Below are 17,598 nucleotides of genomic sequence, written 5' to 3'. Positions count from 1 at the left end.
TGTGTCGCCGTGCTCCTGCTCGCCGGGACGCGGACGCAGCCGGCGATGGCGCAGGCGAAGCTCGATTTCAGCCAGGTGACGAGGCCGGTGGTGGAGGTCAACGACCCCGAACTCGTCAACTTCCTCCTCGATGCGCTCATCATCCTCACGGAAGGCGAAACGACCGCGCTCGAAGTGATCGACATCACCAGGAACGGCTTCGGGCCGGACGACGTGGTCGTGGTTCATCCGTCGATGGAGACGCATAAGCTGCCTCCCGTGCTGCCGGCGGACGTGCAGAGCCTGATGAACGGCTGGCAGCTGGAAGGCCAATACCTGGTATGACGGCGCGAACGACCGGGCGTCCGTCTACGACCCGCAGCGCGACCGAACTCAAGACGAGCCGGGAAAAGGCCGAACGCGCCATCCTGTACGATCTACTCAAATCGCTCGAGCGGAATTACCGGGATGCGCCCGTCAGTCTGCTGTTTGAGCGGAATGACGAGGCGTTCACCTTCCAGATGTGGGACTATGAGCAGGAGGCGCTGGCCTATACACCGCCTCCGCCGGCTCAGCCGGACACCGTCAATGCCTACGATATGCTCTTCGTGCTGCGGCAGGATTCCCTCATCATCGCCGACACCGTGATGTTCGACATCCTGTACCTGCGGCAGCAGGTCGAGGAGATCATCTGGATGCCCGACATCCCGGAAAATCGGGACGAGACGACGGCCGCGCACGTGGGGGATACCCCGTTCCGCCGGCAATGACGCGAAACAAGGCTCAATTGCGTCGCGACGGGCTTCGCTGACACGCGATGGCGGTCATTTGGGGAGCCCGAACATGTCCTCCAGCGCATTTCTGACCATCGGGTCGAACCCTACGCGATGGAAGAGCACGATGTTGCCTTCCAGATACACATCGTACAGCGCGAGCGTCTCGGCGACGTTCGACTCTTTTTTGGCCTGGGCATCGTCCCGGAAGAAGTACACATCTACAATGTCCCGCTCGTTGAGGAGCAGACGCTCCCCGAAGGTCGACGTGATGGTCGCCTCCGAAATCGGTCCCTTTTCGCGCGCCGTGATGCCTTTTTCGGAGAGGCGCTGCATGAACTCAGAGAGGTACAGCTGGGATTGGCTGTTGTTATTCGGCGCGTTGAGGTTGGCGCAACCCTGCATCATAAACAGGGCACCGAGTGCCGCTACCGGCATGATGCGCAGAAAAAACCGCATGGAGGATCTCGACGTAGGTGAGTAGGGGTCGCCGCCGGCATCTTCGTCCGGTGGGAACGCAATATAGGCATTGAGGCACGTTATATAGACTGCCGGCTCCGAATCAGGTTGCCGGGGGGTTGAAGATTGCCGCTACCGGTCGATACCTGAGCCAGAGCCGCCGCGCCGTCTGTCGAAGGCAAAAAAGTGATGGGATTTCTTTTGCCTCCTTCGGAACGTGGTGGTGCCGTGATGATTGTATGTTATGAGAAGATGATGAGAACGTTAACTGTGTAGGAAACGAGCGTTTTTTGCGGCATCGGCGCCGGCCCCCCCGCCGGACGGTGTACAGCAGTTCGAATCCCCAGGACGTAGGGCGCATTTCCCGGATCCGGCACGGCGCCGGGATGGGCCGTGTGGCGTCCTGCACACCATGCGGACCCAGGGTGGGGGCGTCCTTTGTTGTTTTTCCCCGATATCGATATCGCATCGCAATGGTACACGTTAATAAACTTTATCTCCTGGGCGGTCCGCCGGCCGTTGGCAAATCGTACCTGATGGAGAAGATTCAACGCGGAGGCCTGCCGTCGATCGTCTCCGAACTGGATATGGGCGATCCCTCCCGCATCGTCTTCGCGCGCGCCCAGACCCTGGTCGACATCAAGGAGCCGGTCGTCAATCGACTCGTGCTCCACTACGACTTCCTCGGACCGTTCGTAAACGGCAAACAGGACTACTTCGCCAAGGATGCGCTCGGCCTGATCGCGGATGCCGATGAAGTGGTTTTTGTGACGATGTGGGTGCCGCCGGCTGTGCTGTCCAAACGCATTCACGACCGCAGGGTGCGTGAAACCATTGCGTTTATGCCGAAATTGGCGCTGGGCAAGGAAGGATTCAACCAGCAGATCCATAAGCTGAAGCGCTTCAAGATGATTCAGGATCTGTACGATAATCGGGAGCGCCTCGGTCAGCAGTATGCGAAATGGCTGACGTTCTGCGCCCAGTACGCCGGCAAGCCGCACTACGTCCTGATCAACATGAAGGACGAGGAGACGCTATTCCCGCTCAATCGCTGGGACGACATCAACGCCGATTACAAAGCCGTGCTGCGCACCAAGCAGCCCAGCTCCTCGACGATGCTGGTCTGACCGTCGGGGCGTCGGTAGCCGGCGTAGTTCCGTCTAACGCGGTAAGGAGTCGAACGCGCGCGTATGCGAAATCGGGCACATAGCATCCTCCTGTTGGGGGCATTCCTGGGGTTCACGGGCATGGCGGCCTCCGTGCATGCACAGACGCTTTCAGGGAGCGAGGTCCTCGCCCGGAGTCTGGCGCATCACGATCCGGCCGGCGCGTGGTACCAGAAGGCGCACCGGCTCCAGTTGCGCGAGACACGACCCGGCGGCGCCGACCGCACGACGGACGTGGTGCTCGATTATCCCGCCGGCCTGTTCGTCATGACCATGGAACGCGACGGACACCGGCTCGAGATGCGCATGCATGAAAGCGGCAGCTGCGTCGCGACGATGGACGGGTCGACGCAGATCGCGGAGGAGGACCTCAAGAAATACCGCATGGATTGCGATGGCATCGCCTGGTGGCGCGGCTATCAGGAGTATCTGTACGGGCTGCCCATGAAACTCCACGATGCCGGCGCGAAGCTGGGCGAAGCGGCCGAGCGCGTCACGTTCAACCAGCATGAGACGCTCGCCGTCCGCGTGAGTTATGCGGAAGAGGTGGGGTCAGACGTCTGGTATTTCTACTTCGACCCGGCCACCTACGCCCTGATCGGGAGCCGCTTCTACCACGACGAAGCGAAAAACGACGGGGAATACCTCTTTTTCGACGAGGAGATCGAGGCCGGCGGCATAACCCTGCCCCGCATCCGTGCCTGGTACGTCAACAGCGACGATCGATACCTGGGCACGGACTACGTCGAGGCCTACGAACAGGTCGAGTCGGGGCGGCGTTGAGAGGTGGAGGTCTAAGGTTTAAGGTTTAAGGTTCGAGGTTTAAGGGAATCTGATCCTTAAACCTCAAACCTAAAGAAACTGTTGAGGAATAAAAATGGGTTGTCTTCCTGAGCCCCCGGCGCTTGCGACGGGGTTGGCGAAAGCCCGCCCCCGCGAACGCGGGAGGACCTCCCGAATCACTCGCGCATGGCTCCCATGAGCGTCTCACGGTGGTTCGAGAGCTCCCCGCGTTAGCGAGGACTGGCATTCATCACGCCCACCGCAAGCGGAGGGCGTTCATGATGACGTCCGAGAAAGATTTTTGAAAATCCGATCAGTCTCTCAAGGTTTAAGGGAATCTGGTCCTTAAACCTCGAACCTCAACCCTTGAACGGCCCCGCCCCCGGTCAGAGCAGGCCGGCGAGTTCGGCTTTCATCTGCTCGAACGCGGGGCGATAGGATTCGGGGAGGGGTTCGGCGGTATCCGGCAGTTCCTGGCGCAGGGGATCCACCTGGACGCCATTCTTCCAGAACCGGTAGCACAGATGGGGCCCCGTGGCCAGTCCGGTGCTGCCGACGTAGCCGATCACGTCGCCCTGCTTGACGAAGACGCCGTTTTTTACGCCGTTGGCGATGCCGGACAGATGGAGGTAGCCGGTCGTGTAGGTGCTGTTGTGCTTCAGCTTCACGTACCGACCATTGTTTTTCGTGTAGGAGGCTTCGAGCACCACGCCGTCGGCCGTGGCGCGGACGGGCGTGCCTACGGGCGCGGCATAGTCGGTGCCGAGGTGCGCCTTGTAGCGCTTCAGGACGGGATGAAACCGGTTGCCCGAATACCGCGAGCTGATCCGTGAGTATTTGAGCGGGGCCCGCAAGAAGGGCCGGCGTAATCCGTTGCCGTCCTCGTCGTAATAATCCACCCGCCCGTCGTGTTCGAACCGGTAGGCGGTATACGTCCGCCCCTGATGCACGAACCGGGCGGCCAGCACCTTGTCGATCCCGATCGACGCGCCGTCGATGTACTGCTCCTCGTAGACGGCCGAGAAGGCATCGCCCTTCATGATCCGATAAAAATCCACCTGCCAGGCGAAGACCTCGGAGAGATCGACCGCGAGGAGCGGGTTTTTGCCCTGCTCCTGGAGCGTGACGTAGAGCGAGCCATCGATGGGGCCGGCGGCCTGCTGCTGCCGGACCTGCACCGCGCGGCGCCCCTCGATCACGCGCAGGGTGTCCCGCAGGTCGAGCACGACGAAGTCGATCGCGTTTTTTTCGTAGACGAAATACGCCGGCGTGTCCAGCGCCTCACCCGAGGCATAAAATCGGTAGGCGTTGCCGGCCCGGATCCGGCGCGCATCGAGGGCCGGGCGGGCCGCCTCGGCGATCTCATGGACGCGTCGCGCGGGGATGCCGCCGCGCCCCAGGATGTCGGAGAAGGTGTCGTTGCGCTTGACGGTACCTTCGGTCACGGCAAAAGCATCCTCGCGCATGCCGTAGGTATCGAACGCTAGCGGTTCGTCGGACACGATGCGAACCGGCGCGGCGCCCGTGGTCCCGATGGACGACGTGGCGCGGGGATAGAGGAGGAAAAGGACAACGAACAACAGGTACGTGCCGATCAGAGCCCGTACATAATAACGACGTCGGTGGGGCATGCGTGCGTGGACCGTGAGCGCGTTCGAACGAGTTTGGGGATTTCGGGGGCGCGTTTCAAAACTACGAAATGCCGGCGAGAAAAAACACCCGGTCCTTCCCCCCAGGGCAATCGCATTCTCGCCGTGGCCGTGAGAAGCGTATGGGATTTTGGGTGCATGGGGGCATTTTTTACAACAAAACCTCCCATACTCCCATACCCCCATACTCCCACACCGGGAGATACGCGCGTTTGAACAGAATGCGATGGCCCTGTCATGCCTCGCCGATCCCCGTCACCCGGGAATCCAGGGCGTCTCGCCGGAGCCGTCGCGATGATTCGACCAGCGGGCCAGGACGAACAGGAAATCGGAAAGGCGATTCAGGTACACCGGGGCGAATTCATTCACCGGCTCGGCTTCGGCCAGCGCGACGACGCATCGTTCCGCGCGTCGCGCGACGGTTCGGGCGATGTGCAGCGTGGCCCCCAGCGCATGGCCTCCCGGCAGGATGAAATGACGGAGTTCGGGCAGGTCGGCTTCGAGCGCGTCGATCTCGGCCTCGAGGCGGGCGATCTGGTCGGCCGTCGTCCGGGGCACCATGGCGCGCGCTTCGAGCGGGGTGGCGAGGTCGGCGCCGACGATAAAAAGGTCTTCCTGGGCGTTGCGGAGGAGGTCGGACAGGCGCCCGGCGTCGGGATGGCCGTCGGCGTGTGCGCGCGCGAGCCCGAGGACCGAGTTGGTCTCGTCGACCGAACCGTAGGATTCGATGCGCAGGTGATGCTTGGGGACGCGGCCGCCCCCGAAAAGGCCGGTCGTGCCGTCGTCCCCGGTGCGGGTGTAGATTTTCATGATGGGATGGTGTGGTTGAAAACGATGACGGGCCGGCCGCCGGGATCGGTCTCGACGCGCGCCTCCATCCGGAACACCTCGGCGATTCGGGCCGGCGAGAGCGTTTCGGCCGGCGTGCCGCCGGCGACGAGGCGCCCTTCGTGCAGCACGAGGACCGCATCGGCGAACCGGGCGGCCAGCGCCAGGTCGTGGACGACGGCGAGGACGGTCTTGCCCGAGGCGACGAGCGCTTCGAGCCGGCGCATGAGGTCGTACTGATGATACAGGTCCAGATGTAGGGTCGGCTCGTCGAGCAGCAGGAGGGGCGTATCCTGGGCCAGCGCCTGCGCGAGGAACAGCCGCTGCTGCTCGCCGCCGCTGAGCCGCGTTACCGGTCCGTCGGCATGCCGGCGCAGGTCGAGCGCATCCAGCAGCGCGTCGACGCGGGCCGCGTCCTCCGGGCGGTCCCCGCCGATCCAGGGGCGGTGCGGCGTGCGCCCCAGCGCCACGAATTCGCGGACGCTGAACTCGAACGACACCGAGGCCGACTGGCGGACAAACGCCAGCTGGCGCGCCAGCTCCCGCGCCGGCCAGGCGGCGACCTCGCGGCCGTCGAGCTGGAGGGCGCCTTCGTAGGGGAGCAGGCCTCCGATCGCCCGCAGCAGCGTGGTTTTGCCGCTGCCGTTGGGGCCGACCAGGCAGGTGAATCGCCCACGCTCGACCCGGGCATCGATACCCTGCAACACGGGGCGGCGGCCGAGTTCGACGCAGAGCGCCCGGGATTCGATGATCGGTTCGTTCGTCACAGCAATTCGGCGAAGGCGCCATCGAGCCGGCGGTACAGCGCGTCGAAGGCGCGGTGCCGATCGGCATAGACGCCGTGGGCGGCGGCAGGCGGTGCGCACGTTCGTTCGATGGCGAAAAGGGCGTCTAACGCCATGCGAGGCAGGGGTTCCCCCAGGGCTTCCCAGCCGAGCAGGACGGCGCCGATCGCCGAAGCGTCCCCGTCGCCAGCAGATGAACGGGCCGGCCGAAGATATCCGCCAGAATCTGGGTCCACAGCGGCGAATTGACGAACCCCCGTGGCATAGAGGCTCGTGACCGGCGGGGCGCCGGCGGCAGGCGGTCGGCGATGGCGTACAGGGTGTGGATGACGCCCTCCAGCGCGGCGCGGAGGAAGTGCGCCAGCGTATGCTGGATGCTGATGCCGAAATACACGCCCCGGGCCCGGGCATTCCAGTACGGCGCGCGCTCCCCGAGGAGGTAGGGGATGCAGAGCAACCCCTCGGAGCCCGCCGGCAGGCCGGCCGCTTCCTCCAGCAACGCCTCCATATCCAGCGGACTTTTCCCCGGAAACCGCTCGGCGAACCACTGATAGACAATGCCGCCGTTGTTGATGGGGCCGCCCTGGATGTAGGTGCTTTCGTCGAGGATGTAGCAGAACAACCCGCTGGCCGGGTCGAAGTCCGCCCGGTCCGTGGCGATGCGCACCGCGCCGCTCGTGCCGATGGTCACCGCGAGCCGTCCGGGCTCGATGGCGTCGACGCCGAGGTTGGCGAGGCATCCGTCGCTCGCTCCGACGACGATGGGCGTCGATGCCGGCAGGCCGCTTCGGCTCGCCGCCTCGGCCGTGAGCCGGGGGAGGATATGCCGCGTGCTGACCGCCGGCGAGAGCTGCGCCACATCGATCCCGGCGAGGGCCAGCGCCTCCGGATGCCATCGGCGCAGCCGGATGTCGAACAGCCCGGTCGCGGACGCGAGCGACTCGTCGGCCACCCACTGGCCGGTCAGGGCGTGCAGGACGTACTCCTTGATCGATACGAAGCGATGCGCCCGTCGATGGAGGTCCGGCCGATCTTCCGCCAGCCAGCGCAATTTGCATAGCGGCGTCATGGGATGGATCGGCGTGCCGGTTGCGGCGTACACGCTATCGCCCGCCGCCGTCGCGCGGAGCGCCTCCGCCTGCCGCGCGCTGCGTGTGTCGGCCCAGGTGATGCATCGTGTCAGCGCGTTTCCATCCGCGTCCATCGCGATCACGCTGTGCATGGCGCTGCTGAACGACAGTCCGGCGACCGCTGCCCCCCGCAGTCGTACCTGCATGTCGCGCAAGACGCGGTAGACCGCCTCCAGAATCTGGTCGGGGTCCTGCTCGGCGGTCGAGGCGTCGGGCGTCAGCAGCGGGTAGCCGGCCTCGCACCGTGCGACGATCCGGCCCATCCGGTCGACCGCGACGGCTTTGGTGCTGGTGGTCCCCAGGTCGATGCCTATCAAAACACGTGTATCTGACATACCGGCTCTCTGTCACCCCGCTCGTTCTTGCATGAATCGTATGAAACCCTCTCGTTCTATTGTGGCCGTGGCGGCCGGTCTGGTCCTGACGCTGCTGTCGGCCGGCTGCGATACGCAGGCCGCCCAGGAAGAGTTCATTGACGAGGCCAACGCGCCGGCCTCGGGCATCACCATCATCCTCGACGACAGCTTCGGCGGCGCCACCTGCCGGGAGGATGCGGACGACTGGCGCATCGCGCCGGTCTACAACGGTGTCGTCTTTGTCGACCGACCGCCGGCGCCCAACCCGGTTTCGGGCTCGCTGGTCACCATCACCATCCGCGTGCTCCAGTTCGACCGGGTCCGCGGCGGGCTGGTGCTGCGCTCGTTCGGCGCGGCCAACACGCTGCTCGTGCTGGACACCATCCTCGACGCGACGGCGCCGGGCGAATATATCTTCCAGTTCAGCCCATCGCTGCTGAGCGCCAACGGCATCCACCGGCTGTTCATCTTCGATTCCCTCGGCGAGATCGTTTCGTACGGCGACCTGTTCGTCACCTCGCAGCCGGCGCCGACGTGCGCCGTCGCCATCACGCAGGTAGGAGGCTAACGCGGCGGGCGGACCGGCATCGCGCCGGCGAGCGGCGTCAGCAGGGCGTAGGGATCGTCGTTGAGCGCGCGCCAGTCGGCCTCGAGCCGGTCCCACAACGCCTGGATATCGGGCGTCATCGGCATCCGCGGGGCATCCTCGTTTTCCACCTTGGCGCCGGCCAGTTCGTAGTTGGCGGCGATGTATTTCATCAGGTTGTAACACAGCGTGGCCTGTCCGGTGGCCACGAGGCACGGCAGCTCGTATTCGGCTTCGAACCAGAGCCCGGTGGGCAGGCCGGCCGCCACGCCGATCACGCGGCGCAGCGTCGGCGTAGGGTCGAGAAAACCTGTCCGGAGATACCGGTACTGCGGATTTTCGGGGGTGAGGTCGTAGATGAGGGTCGACAGCTGCCGGCCGGCGTACTCCGGCGACTCGTACAGCAGGTCGTACCCCATCTGCCGGATGCGTTTCATGAAGACGCGCGACGAGAGCGCGAACAGCGACGCCATGCGCGCCACGCCCATCTCGACCACCTGGGTCAGCGTGAGCCCCTTGATATCCGACCACAGCGCGCGATCGGCGTGGGGCACCCGGCGGATCGCCGCCCTCGCCTGCCGGCGCACCCAGAAGATGATGATCGCCATCGCGGCGACGAGGACGAACGGGAGCCCGAGGAGCAAGGCCTCCAGCACATCGAGCGACGCGGCGCGGTCGAAAAAGCGATAGCCCAGCAGCGCACCGTACACGGTGGCGACGAGCAGCATGGCCTGTGAGATGCGGTTGACCGTGTTCAGGGTGATCGGGCTCCCGATGTCGACGGAGGGGAAGTCGTACAGCGTTTCGTGCGCCTTGTCGACGTCGGATATCACGAGGAGGCCCAGGGCATCCGTTTCCGGCGTTTCGCCCGGGTCGAGGTTATTGCGGTCGCGGCGTTCGGCGAGCAGGAGGCTGTCGAATCCCTGGTTGTCGTACACGCCTCCGTCCATCAAGGCGATGGGCCGAGGCGCCCCGCCCCGCTCGAACTGCGTTTTCAGCGATGCCGGCAGCTTGCCGCCCGGCCAGGCGAAATCGAACGGGAAGGCGATCGGTTCGAAGCCCCCGGGGAAACACGAGGACGCGGCCACGATATCGCCCAGCCGTATCCCGGCGGCCTCGAGCCGGCTCAGTCGAATCGAGCTGTTGCCGATGAACCCGCGCGTCTGGCTGGTCTGAAACCGGAAGGCCTTGCCGGTCTGAAACTCGGTAGCGTTGAAGGCGATTTCCTTGATTGGCAGGCCGGCGTCCAGCACGTCGCCAAACACGTACGGCGTCCCGTCCGGCCGCGAGCAAAGCGTCCTGGTATAGACATCGGCCATCGAGATGATGAGCGCCTTGCGTCCGGAAGGCACGTCGGGGTGTTCCTCGCTCAATCCGGCGAGGCCTTTGCGCAGGACGACCTCGTGCGTCAGAAACCCGTAGAACGACGAAAAAAACGCCTCGAACGGCTTTTTTTCGATGAGGGCGAGCACGTAGGCCGCGCCGGCGAACGTGCCGCCCGAGACGGTGGAGAGTGCCTCGACCTGATCGAGCAGGCCGGCGCGATGCAGGTAGGCGAGGGTGCCGAGGTGAAAGCCGGCGGCGCGAAAACCGCCGCCCGACAACGCGAGCCCGATGCCGTGATTCAAGCCTCGGGATGCGGGGATGGGTGTGGGCATGCGAATGCGGGGTACGGTGGATGAACAGCGCAAAGTACGCATTCCGGCGAAAGCCGCCCACCCTCAGCCGGCTGCCGCACGCGTAAGCCGATCCATCAGGGCGCGCCCGATGCCATCCTGGTCCACGCGCTGGCAAAAGATGGTCTCGAGATCCAGCCGATCCGCGCGGCGGAAGAACTGGAAAAGCTGCTGCGCATACGCCGGCACGTGCTCCGGCGCCTCGTGCAATCCGAGCGCCTCCATCCGGGGGTGGGGCGTCAGCCCGATGTAGGCGTTTTCTTCCTCCGCCGGCACCTCCGACGGCCCATCCACCAGCACGACCCGCGCCTGCGGTGCATAATGCCGGTGTTTGAGACCGGGGCTGCGGACTTCCTCGAGCCGGCTGAGGTCCGCATACCGCGCCGCCGGCGCGATCGTCCGGATCTCCTCCAGCGAAACGGCGCCGGGCCGCAGGATCAGCGGGTCCGACGTCGTGCAGTCGACGACGGTCGATTCCAGGCCGACGGCCGACGGATCCCCCTGGAGGATGCAGCCGATGCGCCCCTTGAGGTCGGCGTAGACATCCTCCCAGGTAGTCGGGCTCGGCCGGCCCGACCGATTGGCCGAAGGGGCCGCGACGGGCGTGCCGCAGGCTTCCAGAAACGCCCGCGCGATCGGATGGCTCGGCATGCGGACGGCCACGGTAGCCAGGCCGGCGCTCACGATGTCGGGTACGTCGGGGTGGCGGGGCAGGACGAGCGTGATGGGGCCGGGGAAGAAGGCTTCGACGAGCGCCCGCGCGACGGGCGGGACGGACGCCGCGACGCGGTCGATGTCCGCCGCGTCGGCGACATGGATGATCAGCGGGTTGTCCGCCGGCCTCGATTTGGCGGCGTAGATCGACGCGATGGCCGCCGGCTGGAAAACGTCGGCGCCGAGGCCGTAGACGGTTTCCGTGGGAAACGCCGCGAGCGCGCCGCGACGGATATACGCGGCGGCCTCCTCAGGCGAATCCGTCAGGACGGTGGCGATCGGGACGGTTACGTTCATGCGACGGATCACGCGCGACACCCGAAATTGATTCCCTCCCGATGGCGCGGCGGCGGTCACTTTTTGGCGGCATACGCCACGCGCCGGCTCCAGTCGCGGAGGTCGTCCAGAAGAATGTAGATGGTGGGGAGGATGATGAGGGTGACGACCGTCGAGAACGACAATCCGCCCACGATGGCGCGCGCCATCGGGAAATACGGCGGGCCGTCGCCGCCGAGCTGCGTCGTCCCGACGCAGAGGGGGATGAGGCCCAGCACGGTCGTGGCGGCGGTCATGACGATCGGACGGAAGCGGTCGTGGCCGGCCTTCAGGATGGCCTCCCGCCGTTCCAGCCCCTCGCCGCGCAGGAAGTTGATGTGGTCGATCAGCACGATCCCGTTGTTCACCACGACCCCGATCAGGATCAGCACCCCGATCCAGGACATGATCTGCAGCGTCGTGTTGGTAATAAAGAAGAACCAGAAGACGCCGACGATCGCATAGAGGATCGAGGTCCAGATCGCGGCCGGGTGGATGAGCGACTCGAACAGCGCTGCCATCACGATGTAGATCAGCACCAGCGCGAGGAGCAGGTTCACCATCATGAGCTGCTGGGATGTCTCCTCATCCGAGCGGCGCTGGCTGTAGCCCCACTGGTAGCCCGGCGGCAGCTGGTAGTTGGCCAGCACGGCTTCGAGCTTCTCGCGGCCCTCGTCCTTGTTGATGCCGTCGAGGTTGACCTGGATGCCCAGCATCGTGATGCGGTTTTCGCGCTGGATCGACTGCGGCCCGCGGCGCTGCTTGAGGTTCGCCAGCGCTGCGAGGCGCACCGTCTCGTTGCCGGCGCCCTGGACGGACAGGTTTTCCAGATCCTGCAGGCTGCGCTGGTCGTCCCGCTGGAACGCCAGCCGCATCTCGACCTCGCCGTCGGGCGTGCGGTAGCGGCGGAGGTTGTAGCCGCGCATGGCGGTCGACACCGTGGTGGCGATCTGCTCCGTCGAAAAACCGTAGCGCCGCGCCCGTTCGCGGTCCACCACCACCTGGATCTCTTCGTCGCCGCGGGTCGCCTCGGAGCGCACGTCCGTAAAGCCGTCCACGCGCCCGAGCACGCGCGCCACCTCGTTGGAGATCTCGACCAGCCGCTCGCTGGATTCGCCGGAGAGCACCACGCGGATGCCCTCCTCGTCATTGCCGCTCTGCCAGCTGAAGGACGGGTTGGCGATGGCCATCTTGGGCATGCCGGCGCGGATGTCGTTCTGGATCTCCTCGAGGCTGCGCAGGGCGTCCTCGCCGCCTTTCAGGAGCAGGGAAGACTGCGCGTATCCGGGGGTGTAGTAGCTGTAGACCGACTCGATTTCAAACGAATCCCGGTGCGCGAAGAGGAAGGCTTCGACTTCCTCGACCGCTGTCTCGACGCGATCCAGGGTGTAGGCGCCGTTGATGTGGTAATGCAGCTCGATGCGCCGCTCCGTCCCTTCGTCGTCCGGGAAAAAATCCATGTTGACGAAGCTCATCGGGATGATCACGCTCGCCAGCGTGCCGATCATGAGGGCGACGGAGGCCCACCGGTGATCCACCAGCCAGGTCAGGACGCGGTCGTAGCGCAGCACGATGCGGTCGATGTAGGTCTTCTTCTCCAGATCCTGAGGCGCCGGCTTGAGCCGCGCCATCAGCAACGGCACGACCGTCATCGACAGGATGAGCGAGATGCCCAGCGCGATGCAGATCGAGATCGCGACATGCTTCAGGAAGAGGGTCACCTCGTCCGCCGGGCTCACGATGAACGGCAGAAAGACGATGCCGGTTGTTATGGTGCCGGCGGTGACGGCGAGCGCCACTTCCTTCACGCCGCGGCGCGTGGCTTCGACGGGCTGGTCCGGGTCGAGCGTCTGATGCCGGTGCACGCTCTCGGTCACGACGACGGCGTTGTCGACGAGCATCCCGACCGCGAGCATCAGGCCCATCATCGAGAGGATGTTGAGCGACAGCCCCGTGAAATACAGCGCCCCGAGCGTGATGATGATCGACACCGGCACGGCGAGGGTCACGATGAGCGTCGTGCTCATCCGCCGCAAAAACAGGTACAGCACGATGAGCGAAAACAGCGCTCCGATGAGGCCGCTTTCCAGCAGGTCGCGCAGCGACGAGACGATGCCGTCGGCCGCGTTGTTCATGTAGAAGATGTTGATGCCGGTCATCTCCGGGTCATCCTTCAGCGCCTCGATCTCGCGCTCGACGAGCCGGGCGACCTCCACGGTGTTGGCGCCCGATTCCTTCGAGATGTTCATCCCGATCGCATAGGTGCCGCTGAGATGCCGGCCTTCCGTGCGTTCGGGCTCCTCGAACGACACCTGCGCGATGTCGTCGAGCCGCAGGCCTTCGCGGTTGAGGACCAGTTCCTGGATCTGTTCGAGCGACTTCAGCTCGCCGAGCGGCCGCAGGGTGAAGCGTTTGCCGCCGTCGGTGATCCGGCCGGCGGTGAGCGAAAAATCGCTCTGGCTCAGTTCGTTCGCCAGCTCCACGAGGTTGATGTTGTGCGCCGCCACGCGGTCGGCCATCAACTCGATCCGCACTTCGCGCGGGTACACGCCGTAGAGTTCGACCTTCGACACGCCGTCGACACGTTCGAGCCGGCGTTTCAGCTTCCGGTTCAGCAGCTCATACGCGCCCGACAGATCGCGCTCCGACGAGATGCGCATCATGAGCACGGGCATGTCGTTCGTCGAGAACTGGAACGTGAAGTACCGCTCCACATCCGACGGCCATTGCTTCTGGATGCCGTCGATTTTTTCGCGGACTTCGAGCGCCTTCAGCGTGGTTTCCTCGCCCCAGTCGAAGCGCAGGAAAATCTGCGCCCCGCTCTCGTCCGACGTGGTGCTCATCAGCTTGAGGCCGCTGATCGTGGCGAGCACTTCTTCCGCCGGCCGGGTGATCTGCTTCTCGACTTCCTCGGGCGTCGACCCGCGGTAGGGGATCTGCACGAAGACGCCGGGGAAGTCGATCGACGGGAAATATTCGAGCGGCAGCAGCCGCGCCGCGATCAGCCCCACGACGATCAGGGAGAGAAACGTCATCAGCACCGTGACCGGACGGCGGATGGAGAGGTCGGTCATGCTCATGGTGCGGTCTCCATCGAAGCGTCGGCGGCCGGCGGGGCGTCGGGGCGCCGGTCGAGCAGGGTGTACATCACGGGAATGACGACCAGGGTCAGCAGCGTCGACACCGACAGGCCGCCGATGACGGTGATGGCCATCGGGGCGCGGATCTCGGCGCCCTCGCCAAAGCCCAGCGCGAGCGGGAGCAGGCCGAGGGTCGTCGTGAGGGTCGTCATGAGGATCGGTCGCAGCCGCATCTTGCCGGCTTCGAGGATCGCATCCACCTTGCCGGCGCCCTGGGCGCGCAGCTGGTTGATGAGGTCGACGAGCACGATGGCGTTGTTGACCACGATGCCGGCGAGCAGGATCAACCCGATGAACACGACGACGCTGATCGTGGAATTCGTGATCCACAGCGACACGATCGCGCCGATCAGGGCCAGCGGGATGCTGAAGAAGATGACGAAGGGATGCAGCAGCGACTCGAACTGCGAGGCCATGATCAGGTAGACGAGGAAGACGGCCAGCAGGAGGGCGAGCAGGAGCGACTGAAAGCTGCGGTCCATCTCCTCACTCTGGCCGCTCAGCCGCACGCCGATGCCCGTCGGGATCGGGGTGCCGTCGATGATCGCGTTCAGCTCCTCCGCCGCGGCGCCGAGGTCGCCGTAGTTGAGGTTCGCGCTCACGATGGCGACGCGTTCCTGCCCGATGCGCCGTATCTCCCCCGGGCCGGTGTTGATGACGACGTCCGCCACCGCGGAGAGGGGAATGGGGCGCGCGCTCTCGGGGTTGATGATCAGTTCGCGGATCCGGTCGATGTCCTGCCGGTCGCGCTCCTGGACGCGCACGAGCACGTCGATCTTGCGATCGCGCCACGAGTACCGGGTCGCGATGTCGCCGCGTACGCTGCCGACGACCCGGCGCGCGAGTTCGTGGACAGGGAGACCGAGCGCGGCGGCGCGCTCGCGGTCGAAGAAGATCTGCACCTCCGGGTTGCCCCGCTCCATGGTCGACTTGACGTCGGCGAAGCGGTCGGACGCGCCCATGCCGGCGGCGATGGCCTGCGAGACTTCCTTGAGCCGTTCGAGCTCGTAGCCGGAGACCTCGATTTCGATCGGGGTGTCGAACGTGAAGAGGGTCGGATAGCTGAATTCGTACTGGATGCCGGGTTCGTTGCGTAGCGCGCCGCGGAGCGTCTCCATCGCCGTGGCCTCGCCGCCGGGGCCGGCGGCAGGATCCAGCGCCACATGCACCTCGCCCCAGTTTTCGCCGCCCTGATCGGGGTTGGCGTCCATCCGGTTGCCCGTACCGGCGACGGCGAAGGACGAAGAGATCGCCGGGACATCCACGGCGGCCAGCTGCATGCGCCGCAACACCTGGTCGGTTTGCTCGAGCGGGGTGCCCGGAGCGAGTCGGAACGAGACGTTGAACTCGCCCTGCGTCAGCTGCGGGATGAGTTCGACGCCCAGCTGCGGCACGAGCAGCAGCGAGCCGGCGAAGGCCAGCACAGCCAGTCCGAGCACGGCGCCGCGATGGCCGAGCGACCAGCGAAGGACCGGCTGATACCGGTCCGCCAGGAAGTTGTAGCCGCCGTTGAACAGGGACACGAGCGGCGTAAACGCCAGACGCATGCCTCGCCCGATGAAGGAGGCGGTTTTGTAGATGCCGTAGGCGACGGCGTTCGGGAAGCGGCGAAACACGGCGATGCGCGTCGCTTGCATGGCCCGGCCGAACGCGGTGCGCGGCGTCTTGAGCGGCGGGGCCTCGGGCGGAGCGACCGGACCGTCCTTGCGGAGCGAGGCCATCATGGGGATCAGCGTGATCGCCACGATCAGTGAGGCGAGGAGGCTGAAGGTCACCGTGAGCGCCTGGTCGCGGAAGAGCTGGCCGGCGATGCCCTGCACAAAAACGAGCGGGAAAAACACGGCGATGGTGGTGAGCGTCGAGGCGACGACGGCCTGGGTCACTTCCCGGGCCCCGAGGCGCGCCGCTTCCATCGTGCTGGCGCCCAGCTCGCGGTGGCGCGCGATGTTTTCCAGCACGACGATGGAGTTGTCCACCAGCAGACCGATGCCGAGCGCCAGCCCTCCGAGCGACATGATGTTCAGCGTCAGGTCGAAGCCGTACATCATGTTGAACGTCGCGATGACGGAGACGGGGATCGAGATCGAAATGATCAGCGTGGTCCGGAAGTCGCGCAGGAAGAGGTAGAGGATCAGGATGGCCAGGATGCCGCCGACGATGCCGGCGTTGACCACTTCGTTGACGGCGTTTTCGATGAAGGTCGACTGGTCGTAGACCTTCTCCATCGTCATGTTCGCCGGCAGCGAGGCCTTGATCTGCTCAAGCCGGCGTTCGACGTTGCGCGCCACATCGACGGTGTTGGCGTCGCCTTCCTTGTAGATGGCGACCTCGACGGCCTCGCGGCCGTTGATGCGCGTGATCGCCTCGCGCTCCTTGTAGCCGAGCTGCACCGACGCGATGTCCCGCAGGTACACCGGGGTAAGGCCGCCTTCGGCCACGATGACGTCGCCGATCTCGGAGACGCTGCCAAACTCGTTGACCGTCCGCACCAGATACTCCTGGATGCCTTCTTCCAGCCGGCCGCCCGAGAGGTTGACGTTTTCCGAGCGGAGCACCTGCGCGACCTGGCTGACGGTCAGGTTCAACTGCGACAGTTTTTTCTGGTCGAGCAGCACCTGAACCTCATCCTCGAGGCCGCCGCTGACCTTGACGGCGGCGACGCCGGCGGTCGACTCGATGTCCTTCTTCAGCTGCTCGTCGGCGTAGCGGCGAAGCTGCTTGAGCCCGGCGTCATCGAAGTTATCCTCCTCCTCGACGAAGGCTACCGGCGTCTCGCCGGCGTCCGCGACGAGCGCGGCGTCGGATGTCTTGAAGAGCCCGAAACGCATGATCGGATCGAGCGAGGGGTCGAACCGGAGCAGGACGGGGCGCTCGGCTTCGAGCGGGAGCTGCAGGGCGTCGAGTTTTTCACGCACCTCCATCCGGGCCACGTCAATGTCCGCCCCCCAGGCAAACTCGAGCACGACATCCGATTGGCCGGTGCGTGAGATCGACTCGAGCTTGACGAGGTTCTTGACGACGCCCAGCGCTTCCTCGATCGGTTTGGAGATCAGGTTTTCGATCTCCGCCGGCGCGGCGCCTTCGTAGGTCGTGCGCACCGTGAGGGTCGGGAACGTGAGGTCCGGCAGCAGATTGAGCGAAAGCCGGCTCAGCGAGACCGTTCCGAACAACAGCACCGCCAGCGTGAACATGGCGATGGTGACGCGCCGCCGAATCGAGAGGTCGATGATGCTCATGGACAGTTCAAGGGAATAGGTTC

At 65.2% G+C, this 17,598-nt stretch carries 15 protein-coding genes; 5 read left to right on the top strand and 10 right to left on the bottom strand.

Features of this window, described 5'->3' with window-relative positions:
* The first annotated feature begins 9 nt into the window (after window positions 1-9).
* Together R2834_01270 and R2834_01265 are read left to right on the top strand one after the other, a co-directional pair.
* Complete coding sequence (locus R2834_01270) at window positions 10-324, top strand: hypothetical protein (protein ID MEZ4698932.1); 315 nt, start codon at window positions 10-12, stop codon at window positions 322-324.
* Entirely contained in the window at window positions 321-749 is a 429-nt protein-coding gene (locus R2834_01265; GenBank protein ID MEZ4698931.1) for a hypothetical protein, read from the top strand. The genes R2834_01270 and R2834_01265 overlap by 4 nt, the downstream gene beginning before the upstream one ends.
* 54 nt (window positions 750-803) lie before the next feature.
* Here R2834_01265 and R2834_01260 read toward each other — a convergent pair whose 3' ends face one another.
* The gene (locus R2834_01260; protein ID MEZ4698930.1) at window positions 804-1,211 is read right to left on the bottom strand and encodes a hypothetical protein; all 408 of its coding nucleotides are present in this window, start codon (window positions 1,209-1,211) and stop codon (window positions 804-806) included.
* Window positions 1,212-1,747: 536 nt separating this feature from the next.
* Here R2834_01260 and R2834_01255 point away from each other — a divergent pair.
* Entirely contained in the window at window positions 1,748-2,338 is a 591-nt protein-coding gene (locus tag R2834_01255) for a hypothetical protein (protein MEZ4698929.1), read from the top strand.
* A gap of 93 nt (window positions 2,339-2,431) precedes the next feature.
* The gene (locus R2834_01250; GenBank protein MEZ4698928.1) at window positions 2,432-3,160 is read left to right on the top strand and encodes a DUF6503 family protein; all 729 of its coding nucleotides are present in this window, start codon (window positions 2,432-2,434) and stop codon (window positions 3,158-3,160) included.
* A 386-nt stretch (window positions 3,161-3,546) separates the two neighbouring features.
* On the opposite strand, the gene R2834_01245 is transcribed toward R2834_01250, so the two are convergent.
* The 5 genes from R2834_01245 to R2834_01225 all read right to left on the bottom strand — a co-directional run bounded on the left by R2834_01245 (window position 3,547) and on the right by R2834_01225 (window position 7,887).
* On the bottom strand, window positions 3,547-4,791 hold the full coding sequence (locus tag R2834_01245; GenBank protein ID MEZ4698927.1) for a peptidoglycan DD-metalloendopeptidase family protein: 1,245 nt from the start codon (window positions 4,789-4,791) through the stop codon (window positions 3,547-3,549).
* Window positions 4,792-5,064: 273 nt separating this feature from the next.
* Window positions 5,065-5,619: a cob(I)yrinic acid a,c-diamide adenosyltransferase gene (locus tag R2834_01240; protein ID MEZ4698926.1), complete on the bottom strand. Its 555-nt coding sequence runs from the start codon at window positions 5,617-5,619 to the stop codon at window positions 5,065-5,067.
* Entirely contained in the window at window positions 5,616-6,404 is a 789-nt protein-coding gene (locus R2834_01235; protein ID MEZ4698925.1) for an ABC transporter ATP-binding protein, read from the bottom strand. Before R2834_01235 ends, R2834_01240 begins: the two co-directional genes overlap by 4 nt.
* Window positions 6,401-6,538 carry a hypothetical protein gene (locus R2834_01230; GenBank protein MEZ4698924.1) on the bottom strand — a complete coding sequence of 46 codons (138 nt, stop codon included), beginning with the start codon at window positions 6,536-6,538 and terminating at the stop codon, window positions 6,401-6,403. Before R2834_01230 ends, R2834_01235 begins: the two co-directional genes overlap by 4 nt.
* Window positions 6,529-7,887, bottom strand: a complete 1,359-nt coding sequence (locus tag R2834_01225; GenBank protein ID MEZ4698923.1) for a gluconokinase — start codon at window positions 7,885-7,887, stop codon at window positions 6,529-6,531. The genes R2834_01230 and R2834_01225 overlap by 10 nt, the downstream gene beginning before the upstream one ends.
* Window positions 7,888-7,927: 40 nt before the next feature.
* Between R2834_01225 and R2834_01220 the strand changes: the two genes are divergently transcribed.
* Window positions 7,928-8,476 carry a hypothetical protein gene (locus R2834_01220; protein ID MEZ4698922.1) on the top strand — a complete coding sequence of 183 codons (549 nt, stop codon included), beginning with the start codon at window positions 7,928-7,930 and terminating at the stop codon, window positions 8,474-8,476.
* Here R2834_01220 and R2834_01215 read toward each other — a convergent pair.
* The 4 genes from R2834_01215 to R2834_01200 form a co-directional block, all read right to left on the bottom strand.
* A complete protein-coding gene (locus tag R2834_01215) occupies window positions 8,473-10,152 on the bottom strand; it encodes a patatin-like phospholipase family protein (protein ID MEZ4698921.1) in 1,680 nt (559 codons plus the stop codon). The two genes, R2834_01220 and R2834_01215, sit on opposite strands and share 4 nt — an antisense overlap.
* A gap of 63 nt (window positions 10,153-10,215) precedes the next feature.
* Window positions 10,216-11,181 (bottom strand): L-threonylcarbamoyladenylate synthase, encoded by a 966-nt coding sequence (locus tag R2834_01210; GenBank protein ID MEZ4698920.1) that lies wholly within the window; start codon window positions 11,179-11,181, stop codon window positions 10,216-10,218.
* 56 nt (window positions 11,182-11,237) lie between these two features.
* Complete coding sequence (locus tag R2834_01205) at window positions 11,238-14,279, bottom strand: efflux RND transporter permease subunit (GenBank protein ID MEZ4698919.1); 3,042 nt, start codon at window positions 14,277-14,279, stop codon at window positions 11,238-11,240.
* The gene (locus R2834_01200) at window positions 14,276-17,575 is read right to left on the bottom strand and encodes an efflux RND transporter permease subunit (protein ID MEZ4698918.1); all 3,300 of its coding nucleotides are present in this window, start codon (window positions 17,573-17,575) and stop codon (window positions 14,276-14,278) included. Before R2834_01200 ends, R2834_01205 begins: the two co-directional genes overlap by 4 nt.
* Window positions 17,576-17,598 lie beyond the last annotated feature (23 nt).

This window comes from Rhodothermales bacterium (genome assembly GCA_041391505.1).
Taxonomy (GTDB): Bacteria; Bacteroidota; Rhodothermia; order Rhodothermales; family JAHQVL01; genus JAWKNW01.
Note: the sequence above shows the minus strand (reverse complement) of the source record. Positions and strands in the feature narration are given on the sequence as shown.

What these genes read in the sequence shown, in the direction of transcription:
- R2834_01265 (MEZ4698931.1), top strand. Translation starts at nt 321, where the DNA reads ATGACGGCGCGAACGACCGGGCGTCCGTCTACGACCCGCAGCGCGACC.
- R2834_01205 (MEZ4698919.1), bottom strand. Translation starts at nt 14,279, where the DNA reads ATGAGCATGACCGACCTCTCCATCCGCCGTCCGGTCACGGTGCTGATG.
- R2834_01260 (MEZ4698930.1), bottom strand. Translation starts at nt 1,211, where the DNA reads ATGCGGTTTTTTCTGCGCATCATGCCGGTAGCGGCACTCGGTGCCCTG.
- R2834_01220 (MEZ4698922.1), top strand. Translation starts at nt 7,928, where the DNA reads ATGAAACCCTCTCGTTCTATTGTGGCCGTGGCGGCCGGTCTGGTCCTG.
- R2834_01230 (MEZ4698924.1), bottom strand. Translation starts at nt 6,538, where the DNA reads ATGGCGTTAGACGCCCTTTTCGCCATCGAACGAACGTGCGCACCGCCT.
- R2834_01215 (MEZ4698921.1), bottom strand. Translation starts at nt 10,152, where the DNA reads ATGCCCACACCCATCCCCGCATCCCGAGGCTTGAATCACGGCATCGGG.
- R2834_01245 (MEZ4698927.1), bottom strand. Translation starts at nt 4,791, where the DNA reads ATGCCCCACCGACGTCGTTATTATGTACGGGCTCTGATCGGCACGTAC.
- R2834_01240 (MEZ4698926.1), bottom strand. Translation starts at nt 5,619, where the DNA reads ATGAAAATCTACACCCGCACCGGGGACGACGGCACGACCGGCCTTTTC.
- R2834_01225 (MEZ4698923.1), bottom strand. Translation starts at nt 7,887, where the DNA reads ATGTCAGATACACGTGTTTTGATAGGCATCGACCTGGGGACCACCAGC.
- R2834_01255 (MEZ4698929.1), top strand. Translation starts at nt 1,748, where the DNA reads ATGGAGAAGATTCAACGCGGAGGCCTGCCGTCGATCGTCTCCGAACTG.
- R2834_01210 (MEZ4698920.1), bottom strand. Translation starts at nt 11,181, where the DNA reads ATGAACGTAACCGTCCCGATCGCCACCGTCCTGACGGATTCGCCTGAG.
- R2834_01200 (MEZ4698918.1), bottom strand. Translation starts at nt 17,575, where the DNA reads ATGAGCATCATCGACCTCTCGATTCGGCGGCGCGTCACCATCGCCATG.